At 70.6% G+C, this 21,099-nt stretch carries 21 protein-coding genes; 12 read left to right on the top strand and 9 right to left on the bottom strand.

Going from position 1 to position 21,099, the window contains the following annotated elements; genetic code table 11:
* The first annotated feature begins 1 nt into the window (after position 1).
* Positions 2-853, top strand: coding sequence for a hypothetical protein (locus LY41_RS04835; RefSeq protein ID WP_253862574.1), 852 nt, complete (start codon positions 2-4; stop codon positions 851-853).
* A 48-nt stretch (positions 854-901) separates the two neighbouring features.
* Here the strand turns inward: LY41_RS04835 and hepT are convergent, their stop codons facing one another.
* Both hepT and LY41_RS04825 read right to left on the bottom strand, forming a co-directional pair.
* Complete coding sequence (gene hepT, locus LY41_RS04830) at positions 902-1,258, bottom strand: type VII toxin-antitoxin system HepT family RNase toxin (protein WP_308292210.1); 357 nt, start codon at positions 1,256-1,258, stop codon at positions 902-904.
* 79 nt (positions 1,259-1,337) lie between these two features.
* Positions 1,338-1,520 (bottom strand): hypothetical protein, encoded by a 183-nt coding sequence (locus tag LY41_RS04825; protein ID WP_253862572.1) that lies wholly within the window; start codon positions 1,518-1,520, stop codon positions 1,338-1,340.
* 96 nt (positions 1,521-1,616) lie between these two features.
* On the opposite strand from LY41_RS04825, the gene ligA reads away from it, so the two are divergent.
* Both ligA and LY41_RS04815 read left to right on the top strand, forming a co-directional pair.
* Complete coding sequence (ligA, locus tag LY41_RS04820) at positions 1,617-3,743, top strand: NAD-dependent DNA ligase LigA (RefSeq protein ID WP_253862571.1); 2,127 nt, start codon at positions 1,617-1,619, stop codon at positions 3,741-3,743.
* Entirely contained in the window at positions 3,736-4,230 is a 495-nt protein-coding gene (locus tag LY41_RS04815; RefSeq protein ID WP_253862570.1) for a GNAT family N-acetyltransferase, read from the top strand. Before ligA ends, LY41_RS04815 begins: the two co-directional genes overlap by 8 nt.
* Positions 4,231-4,367: 137 nt before the next feature.
* On the opposite strand, the gene LY41_RS23800 is transcribed toward LY41_RS04815, so the two are convergent.
* Positions 4,368-5,297, bottom strand: coding sequence for a hypothetical protein (locus LY41_RS23800; protein WP_308292203.1), 930 nt, complete (start codon positions 5,295-5,297; stop codon positions 4,368-4,370).
* Between the two features lie 55 nt (positions 5,298-5,352).
* Positions 5,353-6,006 (bottom strand): ACT domain-containing protein, encoded by a 654-nt coding sequence (locus tag LY41_RS04805; protein WP_253862569.1) that lies wholly within the window; start codon positions 6,004-6,006, stop codon positions 5,353-5,355.
* Positions 6,007-6,352: 346 nt separating this feature from the next.
* Here LY41_RS04805 and gatC point away from each other — a divergent pair, with 346 nt between their 5' ends.
* The 4 genes from gatC to LY41_RS04785 all read left to right on the top strand — a co-directional run bounded on the left by gatC (position 6,353) and on the right by LY41_RS04785 (position 10,495).
* Complete coding sequence (gene gatC / locus LY41_RS04800) at positions 6,353-6,652, top strand: Asp-tRNA(Asn)/Glu-tRNA(Gln) amidotransferase subunit GatC (RefSeq protein WP_253862568.1); 300 nt, start codon at positions 6,353-6,355, stop codon at positions 6,650-6,652.
* 11 nt (positions 6,653-6,663) lie between these two features.
* Positions 6,664-8,166, top strand: a complete 1,503-nt coding sequence (gene gatA, locus LY41_RS04795; protein WP_253862567.1) for an Asp-tRNA(Asn)/Glu-tRNA(Gln) amidotransferase subunit GatA — start codon at positions 6,664-6,666, stop codon at positions 8,164-8,166.
* Positions 8,163-9,671: an Asp-tRNA(Asn)/Glu-tRNA(Gln) amidotransferase subunit GatB gene (gene gatB, locus LY41_RS04790; protein WP_253862566.1), complete on the top strand. Its 1,509-nt coding sequence runs from the start codon at positions 8,163-8,165 to the stop codon at positions 9,669-9,671. The genes gatA and gatB overlap by 4 nt, the downstream gene beginning before the upstream one ends.
* A 329-nt stretch (positions 9,672-10,000) precedes the next feature.
* The gene (locus LY41_RS04785; protein WP_253862565.1) at positions 10,001-10,495 is read left to right on the top strand and encodes a hypothetical protein; all 495 of its coding nucleotides are present in this window, start codon (positions 10,001-10,003) and stop codon (positions 10,493-10,495) included.
* A 194-nt stretch (positions 10,496-10,689) separates the two neighbouring features.
* Here the strand turns inward: LY41_RS04785 and LY41_RS04780 are convergent, their stop codons facing one another.
* The gene (locus LY41_RS04780; protein WP_253862564.1) at positions 10,690-11,919 is read right to left on the bottom strand and encodes a PQQ-dependent sugar dehydrogenase; all 1,230 of its coding nucleotides are present in this window, start codon (positions 11,917-11,919) and stop codon (positions 10,690-10,692) included.
* An 85-nt stretch (positions 11,920-12,004) separates the two neighbouring features.
* Between LY41_RS04780 and LY41_RS04775 the strand changes: the two genes are divergently transcribed.
* Both LY41_RS04775 and LY41_RS04770 read left to right on the top strand, forming a co-directional pair.
* Entirely contained in the window at positions 12,005-12,910 is a 906-nt protein-coding gene (locus tag LY41_RS04775; RefSeq protein ID WP_253862563.1) for a 2-hydroxyacid dehydrogenase, read from the top strand.
* An 88-nt stretch (positions 12,911-12,998) separates the two neighbouring features.
* The gene (locus LY41_RS04770) at positions 12,999-13,595 is read left to right on the top strand and encodes a TetR/AcrR family transcriptional regulator (RefSeq protein WP_253862562.1); all 597 of its coding nucleotides are present in this window, start codon (positions 12,999-13,001) and stop codon (positions 13,593-13,595) included.
* 71 nt (positions 13,596-13,666) lie between these two features.
* Here LY41_RS04770 and LY41_RS04765 read toward each other — a convergent pair whose 3' ends face one another.
* Positions 13,667-14,401 (bottom strand): SDR family NAD(P)-dependent oxidoreductase, encoded by a 735-nt coding sequence (locus LY41_RS04765; protein ID WP_253862561.1) that lies wholly within the window; start codon positions 14,399-14,401, stop codon positions 13,667-13,669.
* Positions 14,402-14,827: 426 nt separating this feature from the next.
* Between LY41_RS04765 and LY41_RS04760 the strand changes: the two genes are divergently transcribed.
* Together LY41_RS04760 and LY41_RS04755 are read left to right on the top strand one after the other, a co-directional pair.
* The gene (locus tag LY41_RS04760; protein ID WP_253862904.1) at positions 14,828-15,529 is read left to right on the top strand and encodes an NPP1 family protein; all 702 of its coding nucleotides are present in this window, start codon (positions 14,828-14,830) and stop codon (positions 15,527-15,529) included.
* 79 nt (positions 15,530-15,608) lie between these two features.
* Positions 15,609-16,229, top strand: coding sequence for a DoxX family protein (locus LY41_RS04755; protein WP_372493089.1), 621 nt, complete (start codon positions 15,609-15,611; stop codon positions 16,227-16,229).
* 108 nt (positions 16,230-16,337) lie between these two features.
* On the opposite strand, the gene ilvD is transcribed toward LY41_RS04755, so the two are convergent.
* Entirely contained in the window at positions 16,338-18,182 is a 1,845-nt protein-coding gene (ilvD, locus tag LY41_RS04750) for a dihydroxy-acid dehydratase (protein WP_253862560.1), read from the bottom strand.
* Between the two features lie 103 nt (positions 18,183-18,285).
* Complete coding sequence (locus LY41_RS04745; protein ID WP_253862559.1) at positions 18,286-19,539, bottom strand: APC family permease; 1,254 nt, start codon at positions 19,537-19,539, stop codon at positions 18,286-18,288.
* Positions 19,540-19,564: 25 nt separating this feature from the next.
* Between LY41_RS04745 and LY41_RS04740 the strand changes: the two genes are divergently transcribed.
* Positions 19,565-20,053, top strand: coding sequence for a MarR family winged helix-turn-helix transcriptional regulator (locus LY41_RS04740; RefSeq protein ID WP_253862558.1), 489 nt, complete (start codon positions 19,565-19,567; stop codon positions 20,051-20,053).
* 23 nt (positions 20,054-20,076) lie between these two features.
* On the opposite strand, the gene LY41_RS23795 is transcribed toward LY41_RS04740, so the two are convergent.
* A complete protein-coding gene (locus LY41_RS23795; RefSeq protein WP_253862557.1) occupies positions 20,077-20,640 on the bottom strand; it encodes a PH domain-containing protein in 564 nt (187 codons plus the stop codon).
* Positions 20,641-21,099: the final 459 nt, after the last annotated feature.

The following is a 21,099-nucleotide window of genomic DNA, read 5'->3' as shown; positions in this document are numbered from 1 at the left end:
CATGGGGTGGTTCCGCAGGAAGCGGTCCGGTGTGGACGGCAGCAGGCGCCGGGGTGACGACGGCACGGGCGACGGGGCCGGCGCGGCAGGTGCGCAGGCCGGGGACGCGCCCGATCCGCGGACGCCGTGGCCCGACCAGGCCGTGCCGGACGATCCGCACGCCGCCGCGGCCGGGTTCTGGGCGACGTGGGCCGAGCTGCTGCCGCACCTGAGCACGGCGCTGGGGGAGGGCGACACCGAGCGCGCCGAGAACCTGCTCGTCGGACCGGTGGCGGGCGTGCACCCCGGTCTGCAGTTCAGCGTCGACCGTGGCAGCCGGGCGATCTACGCGCTCGTGGTCAGCAGCAGGGAGGACCCGGAGCTGCGTCCCTACACCGATGCGTGGTGGGAGGCGGCGCCGCCGGACGACGCGATCTGGGAGTTCCACGACTCGGTCCCGCCCGTGCCCGATCCGGCGGGCGTCGCCGTGAACTTCGCGGGGCAGCGGTTCGACCTCGGCGACGTGCGCGTGGTGGCGCAGGTCGACGACGCGGGTCTCGTCGACGTCGCGGTGCACCACCCGCTGCTGGGCGAGGTCGATGACTTCTCGCGCACCACGATGACGTTCCTGCCGCTCGACGTGACCCTCGGCGAACGCCTCGCCGCCCAGCGCCTGCGCCGGGTCGAGACCGCTGTCGCCGAACCCGACAACGCGATCACCCTGGGCGAGCTCCGCGACCTGGTGCGCGCACTCGCCGGCATTCCCGCGGACGACGGTGACGGCGGGGTGGACGACGGCGCGGACAGCGACGGTTCTGCGGACGACGACGGCGCCGCGGGCGGCTACGGCGACGGTGGAGAAGCCAGCCGATAGCCGGTCACCGAGCTCCGCCCGTCCCCGTTCCGGTCGAACCGGTCCTGTTCAATGCTGCTCGAGGGCGAACGCGGCGACCTGCCGCCGGTACTCGGTGTACGACTCGAGGGCCATGGGCACGGCAGCGGCCACGATGTCGTAGTCGATGCTCACGTACTCGTGGACGATCGTGTTCCGCAAACCGACGGACGGTTTCAGGTTGTCGGCCAGCTCGCGGGTGATGGCTCCGGCTTCATGGGCGAGGTCGAAGCTCTCGCGATAGTCGCCGGGGCCGCGTCCGACCACGGCTGCTCCCACGTGCGTATTGGTGTCGTTCGCGAGGTCGACGAGTCTGCACAGCAGGCGCTCGACGGCCGCGGACACCACGACGTCACTGCGGAGCTTGTCGGATCTGAGATCGTCGATGCTCGCCAGACCTTCAAGGCCCGGTCGATCGCTTCGAGCTTGTTGCGGATCACCCCGGGTTGCACGGCTTTTCCGGACATCACTCCGCCATCAGTTCGAGGTCTCGTGGCGGTCGCAACGGCTCGGAATCCACGGCACTACCGTGCGCGACCAGCAAGTCGACCCGGTGCCGGGCGCACAGTGCGGCGAGGGAACCGTCCGCGGACATGGTCCGGAGCCGGTCCAGTGCGGTGTACGGGCTCGATGTCGACGGGACGGTCACGCCTCCAGCATACGGCCGCGGGAGACCCGCGGGCAGCGTTCTCGCGCCCGGAGTGGGTCGGCGGAATGTCGGGCCCGGTGACTACTCTCAGGCGGTGTGAGCACTGAGGACCTGTCGGGCGGCCACGTGGCCGAGGACATCAAGGACGTGCCCGCCGCTGCGCGTGAGGAGCACGCGGCGCTGACCGAGGAGGTCGAGGGCCACCAGTTCCGCTACTACGTGCTGGACTCGCCGACCGTCTCGGACGGCGAGTTCGACACGATGCTGCGGCGGCTCGAAGAGCTGGAACGCGACTACCCCGGACTGGCGACGCCGGATTCGCCGACGCAGAAGGTCGGCGGGACGTTCTCGACCGAGTTCGTCGCCCACGATCACCTCGAACGCATGCTCAGTCTCGACAACGCGTTCGACGTCGACGAGCTGCGCGCGTGGGTCGACCGGGTGGAGAAGGAGATCGGCGGCCGCACGCGGTACCTGTGCGAGTTGAAGATCGACGGGCTCGCGGTGAACCTGCTCTACGAGAACGGCAGGCTCACGCGCGCGCTCACCCGCGGCGACGGACGTACGGGCGAGGACGTCACGCTGAACGTCCGCACCCTGCAGGACGTGCCCGACCAGCTCACCGCAACCGACGAGTTCCCCGTGCCCGAGCTCGTCGAGGTGCGCGGTGAGATCTACTTCCGGGTCGAGGAGTTCGCAGAGCTCAACGCCGGTCTGGTCGACGCGGGCAAGCCGCCGTTCGCCAACCCCCGCAACGCCGCGGCGGGTTCGCTGCGGCAGAAGGATCCGAAGGTCACCCGCATTCGCCCGCTGCGGCTCATCTGCCACGGCATCGGGAAGCGGCAGGGCTTCGAACCGGCCCGGCAGTCCGAATCGTACGAAGCGCTCGCCGCGTGGGGCCTGCCCGTATCGAGCCACAGCACGACGATCGACGACGTCGAGGTGCTCGCGGCCCACATCGAGTACTGGGGCGGGCACCGCCACGACGCCGAGCACGAGATCGACGGCGTGGTGGTGAAGGTCGACGACGTCGCGCAGCAGCGCAGGCTGGGGGCCACGGCCCGCGCGCCGCGGTGGGCGATCGCCTACAAGTACCCGCCGGAGGAGGCGACGACGCGGCTGACCGACATCCGCGTCAACGTCGGCCGTACCGGCAGGGTCACGCCGTATGCGGTGATGGAACCGGTGAAGGTCGCCGGCTCGACCGTCGCGATGGCCACCCTGCACAACCGGGAGGAGGTCGAGCGCAAGGGCGTGCTCATCGGCGACCGCGTGGTGATCCGCAAGGCGGGGGACGTGATCCCCGAGGTCCTCGGTCCCGTGGTCGACGTGCGCACCGGTGACGAGCGGGCGTTCGTCATGCCCGGCCATTGTCCGGAGTGCGGCACCGAGCTGGCGCAGCAGAAGGAGGGCGACGTCGACATTCGTTGCCCCAACGCCCGCAGCTGCCCGGCACAACTGCGGGAGCGGCTGTTCCATCTGGCCGGCCGCGGCGCGTTCGACATCGAGGTGCTGGGATACGAGGCGGCGGCCGCGCTGCTCGAGTCGGGCGTGCTGACCGATGAGGGGGACGTGTTCGCCCTCGACGAGGACAAGCTGAGCCGGGTCGACCTGTTCGTCACCAAATCGGGTGAGCAGTCGGCCAACGGTGCGCGGCTGCTGGCGAACCTCGACGCTGCGAAGGACCGTCCACTGTGGAAGGTTCTGGTCGGATTGTCCATCCGGCACGTCGGGCCGACCGCGGCGCAGGCGCTGGCCCGCGAGTTCGGTTCCGTCGAGGCGATCGACGCGGCGACCGAGGAGGAGATCGCCGACGTCGACGGTGTCGGCCCGACGATCGCGGCGGCCGTGCGCGAGTGGTTCGCCGTCGACTGGCACCGCGAGATCGTCGACAAGTGGCGCGCCGCCGGGGTGCGCATGGAGGACGAGCGGGACACGTCGATCCCGCGCAACCTCGAAGGACTGTCGATCGTCGTCACCGGATCGCTGGAGAACTACTCCCGTGACGAGGCGAAGGAGGCGATCATGGCCCGCGGCGGCAAGGCGGCCGGGTCGGTGTCGAAGAAGACGGCGTTCGTCGTCGTCGGCGACGCGCCGGGCTCGAAGTACGACAAAGCCCTGCAGCTCAAGGTGCCCGTTCTCGACGACGGCGGCCTGACCGTGCTGCTGCAGCAGGGCCCGGATGCGGCGCGCGAGGTCGCGGAGGTTGGCGCCGATGAGTGAGATTCGGGTACGGATCGCACGGCCCGAGGAGTACGCGGCCATCGGAGAGTTGACGGTCGAGGCGTACACGGCGGGTGGACACCTCGCCGACGACGTCGGGTACGACGCGTCGCTGCGGGACGTCGCCGGCCGCGCGGCGACCGCCGAGGTGCTCGCCGCGACCGGCGGTGAGGGTGCGGTGCTCGGCTCGGTGACCGTCGCGGAGGCCGGCACTCCGAAGGCCGAGGTGGCGCGTGCCGGTGAGCTGGAGTTCCGGATGCTCGCGGTGTCGCCGGCAGCCCAGGGCAGGGGAGTGGGCGAGGCGCTCACCCGAGCCGTGCTCGACCTCGCCCGCGAACGGCGGGTCAGCCGGGTCGTGCTGTCCAGTCGCGACCGCATGACCACGGCCCACCGGCTCTACGAACGCCTCGGCTTCACCCGCGCCCCCGAATCGGACTGGGCCCCGCATCCGGACATCCCGCTCCTGGCCTTCGCGATGGACGTGTGATGACGCCGGACGTGCCCGGCCCACCGCCGACGATCCGGCGCTGACGATCCGGCGCTGACGATCCGGCGCCGACGGCCCGATGCCGACGACTCACCACCGACGGCCCGGTGTGACGCCGATCGGCCGATCGGCACGGCTCAGCGACGGATGCGGGTGACGAGCTGTCCGACGGCGTAGATCACCGCCGCGGCCGCGATGCCGGCCAGTACGGTGCCCGTGACGCCGACGCGGTCGACGAACCACTCGACCACGTGGCGGCTCCGCGAATCCGGGTCGGCCAGCACGATCAGGGAGAACGCCCCGGCCAGGACGATCACGCCGGCCAGCACCCACCGTGCGCGGCGCTGCCCGAGACCGAGCCGTTCGACCACCACCCGGCCCGCGTTCACGATCCGCCGCGCCCGCAGGATGTGGAACCCGCCGAGCAGCAGCACCAGCCGCAACACCTGCAGCGGCCCGATCACGAACACCACCGCGGGCACCGTGGCCGCCACCACGAGCAGTTGCCAGCGGTACCGGCGCAGCCATCGCCGCACGCTGCCTTCCAGCCACAGCAGCGCCACCGATTCGCCGACGAGCACCGCCACCGACGCCCAGTTCAGCACCGTTCCGATCGCCGCGGCGGTGCCGCCCGCGCGGGTCAGGAAGACGGCCGGGATCGACGCCAGCGCCGCGATGAGCACCGGGACGGTGAGCTTGCGCTCGACCTCGTCTGCCCGGTCCTGCTGCGTCTCCGCCGATGACTGCTCCGGCCACTCGGGGGCGTCGGCCCACGGGCCGCCGTGATGACCGGCGTTCGCATCCGTGGTCTTCGGGACCGTGGCGTTCGGGACCGTGGCCTTCGGATTCGTACCGCTCGCACCGGTGTCGCTCCCGCCGGCGCCGTGGACACCGCCGGCGTCGTCGTCGCGCACGTCCTCATCCACGTCGCCGTCACCCACACCCACATCACCCACACGCGCGTCACCTGCACGCACGTCGTCGTGACCGCCCGTCGGTGCCGCGGCACGTGTGTCGGCGGCGATGGGCGTGTCCCCGGTGTCGTCGGGGTGGGGCGGGACGGACACGGTGGGCTCGGCGACCTCGATGCGACTCGGCGGGCTCGGTGGGCCCCGGTGCGGCTCAACCGTCCAGGACCACCGCGACAATACCGGCAAGGTGGGCGAGACGGGCGACCTCGGCGGCGCGGAACATCGGCCCGCCCGGCCGTCCGAGCAGCAGCACCAGGTCGGGTTTGCCGAGCGGGGTGGCCGCCAGTTCGGTGCCCAGCTCACGCCACGTGTCGGGAACCCAGGGCGACTCGCCGTCGAGCACCGTCGCGCGTTCCAACGGCAACCACGGCACGTCGCCGATGCGCGTTTCCGGGGCGGCACCCGACGCCGCGAGGCGCCGCACTCCGCCGGACGTGTGCTGCACGACCACCGACCAGCCCGCGTGCATGATCTTGGGAACGCCGTCGGCCAGCACCGCCAGCCCGTGCGCGGGCTGCTCGGCGATCTCCTCGACGAGTTCGAGCTCGCTGTGGGTGTCGAGCACGCCCGCGTAGGGGCGCACCGCGTCCACCTCGACCCCGTCGACGCTCTCGGCCGCCGTGATCAGCGCGTCCGGCAGCCGGTCCGACGGCAGGTCCACGACCAGGTCGTCGATCGCGGTTCCGCTCGAGCGTTCCACGACGTCCACGCTGAGAATGTCGGCACCCACCGTCCCGAGGGCCGTGGCGATCGCGCCGAGAATGCCCGGAGTGTCCGGCAACTGCACACGGATCAGGAACGACACCGCGGTCTCCCTTCAAGCAGGTGCGAGAACCGGATGCGCGCCCCTGCCGCCGACCGGCGGCAGGCTGGTCACGGGATCATCGCGGCCGTCTCGTCACGTCATGTCACGTCGTGGCCGGGCGCCTCCCTCGACGTTGCGGAGGGTCTACGCCGACGGGTGATTGTTGCAGAACACGCGTTGCGAATATAGCCACCGCCGCCGGCGGTGCGCGGACGCAGCGGCAACCCCCGCCCGGCCGCATCGGCCACGCGGGGCGGCCATAGACTCCGGGGAGAAGAGAGACCTCCGCGGGCGGCCGGCGCTCGGTGGTCCTGCGGTCCGAGCACATCCCATCGGAGTCAGCTGCGTGTCGAACATTTCCCGCGACGAGGTCGCGCACCTCGCGAAACTGGCCAGGATGGCCGTCACCCCAGAGGAGCTGGACACCTTCGCGGGCCAGCTCGACCAGATCCTGGACGCGGTGGCCGAGGTCGGAGAAGTGGCGGGCGACGACATCCCGCCGACGTCGCACGCCGTACCGCTGACCAACGTCTTCCGCACCGACGAGGTCCGCCCCGGACTGTCCCAGGACGCGGCCCTGGCCGGAGCGCCCGCCGCCGAAGAGGGACGGTTCCGCGTCCCGCGCATCCTGGGTGAACAACAGTGAGCGGAGGAACAGTGAGCGACCTGACCAGGCTCACCGCGGCCGAGCTCGCGGAGAAGATCCACACCGGCGAGGTGACGGCCGCCGAGGTGACACAGGCCCACCTCGACCGCATCGCCGCGGTCGACGGCGACGTGCACGCGTTCCTGCACGTCGACGCCGAGGGTGCGCTCGAGACCGCCCGCGCCGTCGACGCCGACCTCGCCGCGGGCCGTGCGCCGGTCAGCCCGCTGGCGGGCGTCCCGCTGGCGCTCAAGGACGTGCTCACCACCCGGGGCGTGCCCACGACCTGCGGGTCGAAGACCCTCGAAGGCTGGCTGCCGCCGTACGACGCGACCGTCACCCGGCGGCTGCGCGAGGCGGGCGTCCCGGTCCTCGGCAAGACCAACATGGACGAGTTCGCCATGGGCTCGTCGACCGAGAACTCGGCCTACGGCCCCACGCACAATCCGTGGGACCTCGACCGCATCCCCGGCGGCTCCGGCGGCGGTTCGTCCGCCTCGCTCGCCGCCTACGAGGCGCCGCTGGCCATCGGCACGGACACCGGCGGCTCGATCCGCCAGCCCGCCGCCGTCACGGCCACCGTCGGGGTGAAGCCCACCTACGGCGGCGTGTCGCGCTACGGCCTCGTGGCGTTCTCGTCGTCGCTCGACCAGGCCGGTCCGTGCGGGCGAACGGTGCTCGACGCGGCGCTGCTGCACGAGGTCATCGCCGGGCACGACCCGATGGACGCCACCTCCATCGACGCGCCCGTGCCCGCCCTGGCCGATGCCGCCCGTGAAGGTGCCCGCGGTGACCTGAACGGTGTGAAGGTCGGCGTCGTGCGGGAGCTCTCCGGTGACGGCTACCAGGGCGGCGTGCTCCGCTCGTTCGACGCCGCCGTGGCGCAGCTCAAGGAACTGGGCGCCGAGGTCGTCGAGGTCTCGTGCCCGCACTTCGGCTACGCGCTGTCGGCCTACTACCTCATCGCGCCCAGCGAGTGCTCGTCGAACCTCGCGCGGTTCGACGCCATGCGCTACGGCCTGCGCGTCGCCGACGACGGGTCGCACAGCGCCGAGGAGGTCATGTCGCTGACCCGCGAGGAAGGCTTCGGCGCCGAGGTCAAGCGCCGGGTCATGCTCGGTACCTACGCACTCTCGTCCGGCTACTACGATGCCTACTACGGCTCGGCCCAGAAGGTGCGCACCCTCATCACGCGCGACTTCGCCGCCGCGTTCGAGCAGGTCGACGTGCTGGTCTCGCCCACGACGCCGGTCACGCCGTTCAAGCTCGGCGAGAAGGTCGACGACCCGCTCGCGATGTATCTCAACGACATCTGCTCGATCCCCGCCAACCTCGCGGGCAACGCGGCCATGAGTGTCCCCAGCGGACTGTCCGACGAGGACGGTCTGCCCGTCGGGCTGCAGATCATGGCACCCGCGCTCGCCGATGACCGCCTCTACCGCGTCGGCGCCGCCTACGAAGCGGCGCGCGGCCCGGTGCTCGACAAGCTGGGTGAACTGGAGGCCGCCAAGTGACCACCACCGCCGAACTCATGGACTACGCCGAGGTCGTCGAACGGTACGACCCGGTGCTCGGCCTCGAAGTGCACGTCGAGTTGTCCACGAAGACGAAGATGTTCTGCGGCTGCCCCAACTCCTTCGGCGGCGACCCGAACACGCACGTGTGCCCCGTGTGCCTCGGCATGCCCGGCGCGCTGCCCGTGGTCAACGGCACCGCCGTCGAATCGGCCATCCGGATCGGCCTCGCGCTGAACTGCGACATCGCGCAGTGGTGCCGGTTCGCCCGGAAGAACTACTTCTACCCGGACATGCCGAAGAACTTCCAGACCTCGCAGTACGACGAGCCGATCGCCTTCGACGGCCACCTCGACGTCGTACTCGACGACGGCGAGGTCGTGCGCGTCGACATCGAGCGCGCGCACATGGAGGAGGACACCGGCAAGTCGCTGCACGTCGGCGGCGCCACCGGCCGGATCCACGGCGCGGAGCACTCGCTGCTGGACTACAACCGTGCGGGCGTGCCTCTCATCGAGATCGTCACCAAACCGATCGCCGGCATGGGTGAGCGCGCGCCCGAGGTCGCCCGCGCCTACGTGACGGCGCTGCGCGATCTGCTGCGTGCCATGGACGTCTCCGACGTCCGCATGGACCAGGGGTCCCTGCGCTGCGACGCCAACGTCTCGCTCATGGCCAAGGGGGCGAACGAGTTCGGCACCCGCACCGAGACCAAGAACGTCAACTCGCTGCGCAGCGTCGAACGTGCCGTGCGGTACGAGATGACGCGGCACGCTGCGGTCCTGGCCGACGGTGGTTCCATCAAGCAGGAGACCCGGCACTTCCAGGAGGCCGACGGCACCACCGCCGCGGGCCGCACCAAGGAAACCGCCGAGGACTACCGGTACTTCCCCGAGCCCGACCTCGTGCCCATCGCCCCGACACGTGAGTGGGTCGACCAGCTGCGCGCCACCATCCCCGAGATGCCGTGGCAGCGCCGCAAGCGCATCCAGGACGACTGGAACCTCACCGACGAGGAACTCCGCGACCTCGTCAACACCGGCGCCGTCGACCTCGTCGCCGCGACCGTCGACGCGGGCGCCGCCCAGGCCGACGCCCGCAGCTGGTGGGTGCAGTACCTCAACCAGGCGGCGACCGCCCGCGAGACCGAACTCGCCGACCTGGCCATCACCCCGGCCGAGGTCGCGCGCGTGATCGCACTCGTCGGCTCCGGCGAGCTCACCCACAAACTGGCCCGCCAGGTCGTCGACGGCGTCCTCGACGGCGAAGGTGATCCCGACCAGGTCATCGAGGCGCGCGGACTCAAGGTCGTCTCCGACGACTCGGCCCTGCTGGCCGCCGTCGACGAGGCCCTCGCCGCCCAGCCCGACGTCGCCGACAAGATCCGCGGCGGCAAGGTACAGGCCGCGGGCGCCATCGTCGGCGCCGTCATGAAGGCCACCAAGGGGCAAGCCGACGCCGCCCGCGTCCGCGAGCTCATTTTGGAGAGGGTCGGGGCGGCTTGATAAGCGGTGCCGGTAGGGGAACCTCAGCGGCTCCTTGGCTGCGGGATCGCCTCCTCATGAATGTCCAATTCACCACGTCGTCGCTGTCCTCGCCAAGAAGCCGCTGAGAACCCCCGGCGGTGCCGGTTGCTTGGGCGGTCGCAGCGGCGGCTCACCCGCCGCTGTGGTGACTGCGGGTTCTCGGGGGTGAGGGCGCGAATGGTGCAGCGGCGGATCACCTTTCGTCGTTGTTGCTTCCGAGGTGCAGGTTCTCGTGCTGCGGCGGCTCGCCTTCGTCAGTGGTTGCGCGGTACGGGTGCGGGTTTTCGAGGTGTGAGGGGAGTGTTCGCATGACTGCTCGGCCTTCGTGGCGGGAGTTCGGCGGGCTCGCGGCCGCGGTGCTCGCCGTCGTCTCGCTGCTGTTGCCCTGGACCGTGCTGTCCGCCGACGATCCCGCGGTGCGGTCCGCGCTGGCCGAGCTTCCTGCGGGCGACGTCACCCGCTCGGTGTGGCGCGCGACCTTCTTCGGCTGGTTCCCGCCCCTGCTCGTCGCAGCCGTCGGTGTCACGGTCGCGGCGATCGGCCGGAAGAACGTCGCCCGCACCGGTGGTCTCCCGCAGCTGTGGCTCATCGGCGCCTGCCTGGCGCTGCTGTGCACCGTGCTCGGCTGGCTGCTCGCGGACTGGCAGTTCGGAGCCGAGGAACGCGCCGTGCTCGAGGCGGGCGGCGTGGCCGTCGAGGCGGGCATCGGCCGGTACCTCGGTGCGCTCGCCGCCGTCGCGAGTACCGCCTTCGCCGCACTCGACACCCGCGCGCTCCACACCGAAACCCGCCGCAGCCGCTGACACCCGCCCGTGTTGCGCTTTCCGGGGCCCGTGTTGCGTTCTCCGGGGGCTGTGTTGCGCCTTCCGGAGTCCGTGTTGCGGTTCGGGGAGGCCGTGTCGTGCTGCCCGGTGCGCTCGTCCCTGTCGGCCGCGGTCGGCCCCGTCGAACCGTGCGGTGCGGCCGGCCCCGCGGTGGGAACCGTCGGCCGAGCGGCTCAGTCGCGGCCCGAACCACCCGACGGCTGGCGCACGATCAGCACGACGCGATCGTCGCTCGATGCCGGGTCACCGTCGTGCTTGTTGATCGTGCCGGCCACCGACACGTTCTCCGACACCTGCGACAGCGACCCCAGCCTGCCGTAACTCGGCCCGTTGTCGCCGTCCATCGTGATCTGCGGTTCGCCGCCCACGGAGCCGTCCTGTGTCAGCGGCAGGTTCTGCACGTTCTCCCCGCGCGAGGTCGCCACGGCCACCGAATCCGTCCAGTCGGCACAGCCGGTCACGCCCGGCTTGTCCGGCCACGTCCACGCCGGTGCTCCCAGCGCGGGCGCGCCGTCGGCGCTGTCGGCACCGTCGGACCCGTCAACACTGTCGGGCACCTCGTACAGTGCGTCCTTGTCGGCGCCGCGGTCCGTCACCCACGTGCGCGAACCGTCGGGTGTCCGGCACAGTCCGCCCGGCCTCGTCAGGCCCGAGGCGAACACCGGCGACCCGCTCGTCGGATTGTCGGCGGCAGGAGAGCCCGACGGGTCGATCCGCAGTACCTTGCCCGACAGTGTCCCGCTGCGGTCGGCCTTCTTCGCATCGCCCGCGTTGCCCGTGGCCACGAGCAGTGAACCGTCGGCCGTGGCCAACAGCGCACCGGCGTTGCCGGTCCGCCCCTTCGGGATACCCTTCAGCACCGGCTTCGGCGGCTGGCCGCGGGCGAACCGCACGACCCGGTTGTCGTCCGGCGTCGTGATGTAGGCGTAGACGAGCCGGTCCTCCCTGTACGTCGGCGACAGCGCCAGGCTCGTCAGCCCGCCGTCGCCGGTCGCGTCGACGTCCAGCTTCGCGAACCGGTCCTTCGTGCCGTTGCTGTCGACCAGCATCACCCGGCCGCTGCGGCGCTCACCCGCCAGTGCGCTGATCACCTGGCCCCCGCCCGGCAGCGGCGCCACCGCCGACACCGTGTCCAGGCAGGTGGCGATCACGGCTTGGTCGAAGTCCGTGCAGCCCTCCGGCGGCGGTACGTCGGTCGGCTGCTCCTGGGGAGCGCTCGGCACGTCGGGGGTGTCGGCCTCGGGAAGCTCGGGCTGCGGCCCGCGCTCCGGTGACAGTTCCGGCGCCGCGGACCATTGCTCCCCGGCAGCTTCGTCCTCGAACTGGGCGCACCCGGACAGCGCGAGCAGGCCGCTGACCGCCAGGGCCAGCGGCACCGACCACCGTTGCTGCCCGATGCGCACGGTTTCCGAGCGTAAGTGCCGCGCCGTGAGCCGAGGGTAAGCGGGTCGCGCGTTCCCCGGGTCGTCGGACCGAGAAGATGGGGGCATGGCGATCACGGTTCTGGTTCCCGACGACGGCGGCATGACCGCGCTGACCGGCATCGACGGCGTGTACCCGGTCAAGTACGAACCCGGACAGCCGTTGCCCGAGGCCGCAGCCGACGCGGAGGTGCTGGTGCCGGGAGTCGGTATCTCCGGGAAGGTGCTGTCGGATCTGCCGAAGCTGCGTCTGATCCAGTTGCGCAGCGCGGGTGCGGAGGACTGGGTCGACGTCGTACCGCCCGGAGTGTTGCTGTCGACGTGCCGCGGTGCCCACGGCGGCAGCACCGCCGAATGGGCCGTGGCCACGCTGCTGTCGCTGTATCGCGAGCTGCCGGACTTCCAGGCCGCCCACGCCGAGGGCGTGTGGCGGCCGCACGGGACGGACACGCTGCAGGGCAAACGGGCCGTGATCGTCGGGGCGGGAGACGTCGGCAGACAGCTCGAACGCAGGCTCACCCCGTTCGACGTGCGCGTCACGATGGTCGGGATGGCGGCCCGCGACGGCGTGCACGGTGTCGACGACCTGCCGTCGCTGCTGGCCGGCGCCGACATCGTCGTGCTGCTCGTGCCGTTGACGTCGACGACCCGGGGCATGGTCGATGCCGGTTTCCTCGCCGCCCTGCCCGACGGTGCCGTGATCGTCAACGCCGCCAGAGGACCGGTGGTCGACACCGACGCGCTGCTCGGCGAGCTGACGTCGCGGCGGCTGCGCGCGATCCTCGACGTCACCGATCCCGAACCGCTGCCCGCAGGTCACCCGTTGTGGACGGCGCCGAACGTGATGATCACCCCGCACACCGGTGGGTTCGTCGGTGGCATGCTCGCCCGCTCGTACGCCGTCGTGGCGCGGGAGCTGGAACGGTATGCCGGTGGTGAACTGCCGGAGAACCTGGTGAACGGCGAGTACTGAGCCGGGGATCACCGCACTGGTCGACGAGAGCGGCCTTGCGCGACGGTGAATTCTGGCCTGACTGGTCAGCAACGCGTATCGTGGCGGCGTGCCACGGCCCCGGGAGTTCGACGAGGAGCGCGTCGTCGCGGCGATCCGCCAGGTTTTTTGGGACAAGGGCTACGCGGCGACGTCGGTGGACGATCTCATGCGCGCCAGCGGACTGGGCAAGGGCAGCCTGTACGGAGCTTTCGGCGATAAGCACCAGCTGTTCCTTCGGGTGCTGCGCGAATACAACGACACCAACGATCGGATGCTCCGCGAGCGGCTGGCTTCCGTGCCGCAGGCCATCGACTTCGTGCGCGAGTTCGCACACGGTCCGAGTCGTGACTCCACCGGGGCATCCGCCCAGCGAGGATGTCTCCTGGCGAACAGCACTGCCGAGCTGGCGACGAGCATGCCGGATGTAGCGGCCGAGGCCCGGCGCAGCTACGACGCCACCGCCGGGATTCTGACGGAGGCGATCGAGCGGGCTCAGTGCGAAGGCGACGTGGACCCCGGCGTGGATGCCGGCGAGGTCGCCTATGCGGTGCTGGCCGCCCAGCTCGGAGTGGTCGCGCTCGGGCGGACAGGTATGGGCGTCGAGGCTCTCGCCTCGGCCGCCGAGTCCGCCCTGACTCGACTGCTGCCTTCACCGGGACGGTGAGTAGCCCGCACCACAGCTCACGGCAGCGACGGCCCGGTCCGGTCGAATGCCCTCGGCACGGATGGAGGGCGTCAGATCTGCGCGGCGCCGCCGTCGACGGCGAGTTCGGAGCCGTTGACGTAGCTTGACGCGTTCGAAGCCAGGAAGGTGGCGGCGGCAGCGATCTCCTCCGGTGTGCCGAGCCGGCCCAGCGGGGTGGCTTCCTCGCTCTGCTCCCGAGCTTCCGCGGGCAGGAGATCGAGCAGGCCTGGAGTGGGCACCGTACCCGGTGAGAGCACGTTCACCCGGAAGCCGTGCTGCCGTGAACTGTGGGCCCAGCCGCGGGCCAGGTTACGCACCGCGGCCTTCGTCGCCGCGTAGATCTCGAGACCGTGGGGAGGGCGGGTTGCGGCGCTCGAGCCCGTCAGGATGACGGATGCCCCCGAGCGAAGCAGTGGCAATGCTTTTTGGACGGTGAAGACGGTTCCCTTGACATTGGTGGCGAGCAGGGCGTCGACCTGTTCCTCGGTGACCTCGCCGAATGTGGTCTGGATGCCGATACCGGCGTTGGCGACCACGATGTCCACGTGCCCGGCCTGCTCACGGACGGTCTCGTAGAGAACGTCGAGATCCGCTGGTACGGCAGAATCGCAGACCACAGCGGTCACGTCCGCTCCGAGTTCAACGAGTGCCTCGTCGAGTGCTTCCTTGCGACGGCCCGTGATGAACACCTTCGCACCCTCGTCGCGGAACGCCCGCGCGATCGCGAGCCCGATGCCGCTGCTGCCGCCGGTGACCACCGCGATCTTTCCCGTAAGGACGGCCACGCCGCCCACCTCCTCCGAGTTATTGACTTAATCGTCCATAACTATGCCCGATATGGACCTCTCGGTCAATAATGAGGACGTACGTGTCCGTGGTCACGCCGAGGTGCGGTTCGTCGGGCGGGCAGTCGCGCTCGTGCTCGCTTCGCCGGCCCGTGAGTGCGCCATCCCCTGGTGTCCACAGGGGAGGGAGCGCTGGGCCGTTGGAGTGGTTCGGACGAAGCGTCGACCATTGTCGGTTGTTCGTGTGCCCGGGGCGCTGCTTGTCTTCCTGTCGATCATCGATCCGGCAGAGAGGACCTCCCGATGGACCCGGCAGCAGCCGAGCCCGCCCGACCCTCCCACGCCAGCCCACGTCGTCGCCGGTTCGCGAGGCCACTGCTGGCGGTCAAGACCCTCGCCGCGACGGCGCTGCTGCTCGTCGTGCCCATGGCCGGTGTCGCCCACGCCGATCCGCCGGCCGCACTGCCCGCGAGCCACGCCGAGGCCGACGGCCGGTGGCAGCCGGCGCTCGACTACGACACGGACGGCTGCTATCCGACCCCCGCCGTCGGGCCGGACGGCACCCTCAACGAGGGACTCAACAACTCGGGTGCCCTCAACGGCAACTGCCGTGACGCATCCGATTTGGACAACACGAACGCGTACTCCCGGTCCACGTGCGACGGCGACTGGTGCGCCTACCTGTACGACCTGTACTTCGAGAAGGACCAGGCAGTCCCCGGGTTCGACGTGTTCGGCCACCGGCACGACATCGAGCACGTCGTCGTCTGGGTCCGTGGCGGCGACAGCGCCGAGTACGTGTCGGTCTCCGCCCACGGCGACTACTCGACCTATTCCGCGTCCGAGGTGCAGTGGGAGGGCACGCACCCGAAGATCGTCTACCACAAGGACGGTGCAGGCACGCATTGCTTCCGCCTCGCGTCCACAGGAGACGAACCGCCGGAGAACCACTACGGCACCTGGCAGTACCCGGATCTGGTGAGCTGGGACCACTTCCCGGGCGGCATTCGCGACACCCTCACCTCCGCCGACTTCGGCAGTGCGAGCCTGGCGATCTCCGACGGTGCGTTCGCGAGCAACCTCGAGAAGGCCGAGCCCGGCGACATCGCGTTCGACCCGCACGCGTGACGAGACGTCACCGTCACGGGTGCCACGTGTGCCGTGTCGTTCACCCGGTCGTCGCGGTGATGCTCTACTCTGCGCGGCTATGAGCACACCCGACGACCCCGATTCCCCGACGACGAAGTTCGACCCCAGCACGATGGACGACTCCGGCCCCAGCCGGCCGGGGAGTGACAGCATGCTCGCGGAGGTCGAAGAGTCCGGCCCCGAACCCGACCGCTGGCACGCCGGGCTGGATGTCGGCCTGCTCGTGCTGCGGCTCGGGCTCGCCATGGTGATGGGCGCCCACGGCCTGCAGAAGCTGTTCGGCCTGTTCGACGGCCCCGGCATCGGCGGCTTCGCCGACGCCCTGACCGGTATGGGCTACACGGGCCAGACGACGCTCCTGGCGTGGATCACGGCCCTCGCGGAGACCGGCGGCGCACTGCTGCTGGCCGCCGGGCTGTTCACGCCGCTCGGTGCCGCCGCGGTCCTCGGTGTCACCATCAACATGGTCGTCACGAAGTTCCAGCTCGGCAGTGGCTACTTCGAGACCGAGCTCGAGCTGCTGATCGGGCTCGCGGCGCTGACCCTGTTGTTCACGGGAGCGGGCCGGCTCGCCGTCGACAAGAACACGCCGTGGCGGCGCAAGCCCGGTGCGTTCGGCCTGTTCGGGCTCCTCCTCGCCACCGCAGCCTCCATTGTGGTCATCGTGATGTTCCGCTGAGCGTGGCCGCTCCCGTGGAACGTGAAAACGGCGCCGCACCCCCACAGGTGGGGTGCGGCGCCGTTCGTCCGCTGTGGACGCTGTGGATCAGGTGCGATCCGCTGTGACCTACCCGTTCAGGTCGCGCACCGCGCCGCGGTCGGCCGATGTCGCCATCCTGGCGTAGGCGCGCAGCGCGGTGGTCACCGGACGCTCCCGTTCGACGGGCTGCCACGGCCGTTCGCTCGCGTTCATCTTGGCGCGCCGTTCGGCCAGCACCGTGTCGTCCACGAGCAGCTCGAGGGACCGCCCGTGGACGTCGATACGGATCGGGTCGCCGTTCTCGACCAGGCCGATCGTCCCGCCGTCGGCGGCCTCGGGGGAGACGTGGCCCACCGAGATGCCGGACGACCCGCCGGAGAAGCGGCCGTCGGTGATCAGCGCGCACACCTTGCCCAGGCCCGCGCCCTTGAGGAACGCCGTCGGATGCAGCATCTCCTGCATGCCCGGCCCGCCGGACGGCCCTTCGTAACGGACGACGATCACCTCGCCGGGCTGCACCTGCTTGCCGAGGATCGCCGACACGGCTTCCTCCTGGCTCTCCACGACACGCGCGGGGCCCTCGAAGTGCCACAGCTCCTCGTCGATGCCCGCGGATTTGATCACCGCGCCGTTCTCGGCGAGGTTGCCCTGCAGGACGGCCAGGCCGCCGTCGACGGTGTAGGCGTGCTCGACGTCACGGATGCAGCCGCCGGTCGCATCGGTGTCCACCGAGGACCACCGGTTCTCGGTGGAGAACGCAGCGGTCGTGCGCACCCCACCCGGTGCGGCGTGGAAGAGCTCGACGGCGTCCTCGGACGGCGACTCGGCTCGGATGTCCCATGTGGACAGCCACTGTTCCATCGACGGCGAGTGCACCGATGCGACGCCGGTGTTGAGCAGTCCCCCGCGGTACAGTTCGCCGAGGATCGCGGGGATTCCGCCCGCCCGGTGCACGTCCTCCATGTGGTAGTCCGAATTGGGCGCCACCTTGGACAGGCATGGCACGGAGCGGCCGATGCGGTCGATGTCGTCGATCGAGAAGTCGATCTCGCCCTCCTCGGCGGCGGCGAGGACGTGCAGCACGGTGTTCGTCGACCCGCCCATCGCCATGTCGAGCGCCATGGCGTTCTCGAACGCCTCCCGCGACGCGATGCTGCGCGGCAGTGCCGACTCGTCGTCCTCGGCGTACCAGCGTTTGGCCAGTTCGACGACGGTGCGGCCCGCGTCCTCGAACAGCGCACGTCGCGCCGCGTGGGTGGCCAGCGTCGAACCGTTGCCCGGCAACGACAGCCCGAGGGCTTCGGTGAGGCAGTTCATCGAGTTCGCGGTGAACATGCCCGAGCACGACCCGCAGGTCGGGCACGCCGACCGTTCGACCTCCGACAGGCCCTGCTCGTCGACCGCGTCGTTCGCCGACGCCGAGATCGTCGTGATCAGGTCGCTCGACGGGTGCGCGACGCCGTCCACGACGACCGCCTTGCCCGCTTCCATCGGACCGCCGGAGACGAACACGGTCGGGACGTTCAGGCGCATCGCGGCGTTGAGCATGCCGGGCGTGATCTTGTCGCAGTTGGAGATGCACACGAGCGCATCGGCCTGGTGCGCGTTGACCATGTACTCCACCGAATCGGAGATGATCTCGCGCGAGGGCAGCGAGTAGAGCATGCCCGAGTGGCCCATGGCGATGCCGTCGTCGACCGCGATCGTGTGGAATTCGCGCGCCACGCCGCCCGCCTCGCCGACGGCCTTCGCCACGATCTCACCGAGATCCTTGAGGTGTACGTGGCCGGGGACGAACTGCGTGTAGGAGTTGGCGATCGCGACGATCGGCTTGCCGAAGTCGCTGTCGGTCATCCCGGTCGCTCGCCACAGGGAACGCGCCCCGGCGGCATTACGGCCGTGGGTGGTGGTACGGGAACGCAGAGCAGGCATGCCGTACAGGCTACGCCCGGGTCCCAGTCGGTGGGCAGGTGGCGTCCTGACATGCGGTGGTCACGAGGACGATGCGTCCGCCATGTGGGAACCGGGGCGAGTCTCAGGTGCCGCTGGGGGAGGGTCGGGAGTGCACACGCGCACGCCGATGACGCCACGCGCACCAGAGCAGACAGCCGGCTGCCACGCCGGCGCCGTACAGGCTGCGGCCGCCGGACTGGACGAGCGACGCCGTCATGACGACGAGCAGCGCGGCGTTCGAGACGGTGCGGCCGTTGACCCCGTACAACCGGACGTAGCCCACGATGCACACCGCGTAGATGAGCACGAACACGGCACTGCTCGCGGCGAGTGCGTCCACGGTCAGGCTCTGGTCCGTCAGTAGGACGGCGAGAGTGACGGAGAACAGCGCGCCCATCGTCACCACGGGAGCGGGGGTTCGGCGCGGCAGCGTGCTGTCGGCGGCCGCGAGCCTCAGCAGTGTGCTCAGCCCGCGGACCCACGCGGTGGCGTTGATGAGCATCGCCGACACGGCCACGAGAGCGACGATCGCCTGCACGAGCGGGGTTTCGGCGATCTGCAGCAGTCCCGCGACCGGGTCGACGCCCGTGCGGGTGACGCTGAGGGCGACGGCCACGGTGAGCGCGACGGCGAACGTGCCGTACAGCGCGAGTGCCACCACGCTGACCGGGAGGAAATCCCGGTCGGGTGCGCGGAGTTCGCGAGCCAGGAACGTCAGGTTCTCGAAACCGACGAAGGCCCAGAACGCCAGCAGCACACCCGGGAGCAGGACGTGCGCCGCCTCGGCGCCGGGGATCAGGTCGACGGGTTCGGCCCGCGATCCGGTGGTGCCGAGTGTGCCGAGCAGTACGAGTGCCACGCCCGTGAGCGTCAGCGCGGCGCTGCCCACGAGCTGGGTCCACTGTTTGGCGCCCGCACCGCGGGCGCTGATCAGCAGGGCGGTGCCGAGCAGCGCCACGGCGATCACGCCGGTCGCGCCGGGGATGCCGAGGCCGCGTTCGACGTAGCGGCCGGCCACGACGCATCCCGTCGGCAGGCCGACGACAACGACGAACAGGAACATCAGTGGCATGGCCCGGCCGATCGGGTCACCGAGGCCGCGGGTCACCAGTGCCTGCAGTGCGTCGCCGTCAGGGGACAGTCGCACGGTGTCGCGGAACATGACGAGCATCGGCACGCACAGCACACCCGCGGCGAGCCACACGAGCAGGCTGCTCGGGCCGGTTTCGGCGTAGACCGCCGACGGCAGGCTGAGGATGCCCGACCCCGCGATCGAACCGAAGGCGAGGGGGATCGCGGCGAGTCTGCCCAGTCGTCGGCGTCCGGTGTCGGTCATGCGCTCAGTCGACTAGAATGACAACATGTTGTCAAGTAATGCCGACATGTCCTCCTCCGGAGCGTCCGAGGGCGGCGACGCGGCGGCCAAGGCGCAGGCGTACCGGGCACTGATCGCGGACGTGTACGAACTCGCCGCGGTGAGCCGCCGGATCAGTGAGACGGACGCGGCCGCACGCGGTGTGACCGTCGCGCAGTGGCACGTGCTCAGCGTGCTGTCCGGCGGCGACGCGACGGTGCCGCAGATCGCGGCACGGCTCGGGCTCACCCGGCAGGCCGTCCAGCGAGTGGCGGGAGAACTCGTCGGGGCCGGCTCAGCGGTGCGTCACGACAATCCGGAGCACGCACGTTCCTCGCTCTACCGGGCGACCGAGGCGGGCCTGGGCATGCTCGATCAGTTGATCGCCGACACGGACGCACCGAGGGCGGAGGCCGTGTCGGCCGTGTCGCTCGACGAACTCCGCGCGGCCCGGAACACGCTGCGCGCCGTGTTGACGGGGCTCGGCGGCGGATGAGCCGGTGGCGAGCCGGCGGGGTGTCAGGCCGGGGTCGCGGGCCGGGTCGTGTCGTCGGACTCGGTGTGGCTGTCGGCGGTGGCACCGGAGTCGGCGGTAGCGGGGGAATCGGAGGTCATGTCGCCTGCCAGCGCGCCCGACGGATCGGGGATGCGACCGTCGGACAACAGCGACAGCACCGGTACGTGATGCAGCCGGACGTAGGGCAGTGCCACGGTCGTGCCGTCCGTCAGCGCCGCGCGGATCGCGGCCTTCTCCGTGACCGACAGGCCGGAGAGGTCGTCCCAGGGGATGGATCGGGTGGTCGTAAGGGCGCGGGCGGTCAGCCCCTCGGAGGTCGCGATCGTCCGGACCCGCAGTACCCACACCACGACAGCGACCGGGATCAGATACAGCAGCTGCAGGCCGGGCACGCTGAACGCGATCGGGGTGATGCAGAACAGCAGGATCGGGATGGTCAGCAGGGACACCGACGGGACCCGGAACACCGCGCGGCGCTGCTTGCGCACGACCTGTTCGTCGCGCGCCTGCCGCTCGCGGACCCGGATGCCGGACTGCTGCTGCGGTTCACCTGATTCGTCTGCCACACCTCGATGGTGCCACCGCCGGGTGATCTTCCGGCATTCCGGGCGGGACTTGCGCAGGGCGAACGGCGGATGAAGCCGGCGCGACCGAGGCCCGAGAAACGCAGCGCGGGACCCGACGGGCGCAACCCCGAAGGCGCAACACGGCCCCCGCGGAACGCAACACGGCCCCCGGAGGGCGCAACACGGCCCCCGGGGAACGCAACACGGCGTCTCCGTGGTCGCGCGGCGTCCGCCCGGGTGCTCCGGGTGTCCGCCGATTGGATCAGTGTTTCAGTATTCGGAATCACGATCCCGCAGAGTTGACACCCGCACCGCGGCCCGATTAACGTCACCGGCGTGACACCGCAGACGATTCTCGTACTTCCCGAGCGCGTTGACGCCGAGAGCGACGCTTAGGAAGCGGCCTCTGCAGCAACGCGCGACCCTCGTACGACCACCCCGGTCGGCGGGGGTTTTTTG

It is taken from the genome of Prauserella halophila, assembly GCF_024171895.1.
In the GTDB taxonomy this organism is placed as follows: Bacteria; Actinomycetota; Actinomycetes; order Mycobacteriales; family Pseudonocardiaceae; genus Prauserella; species Prauserella halophila.
The sequence above is the reverse complement of the archived record's forward strand: the minus strand, read 5'-3'. Positions and strand labels throughout refer to the sequence as shown.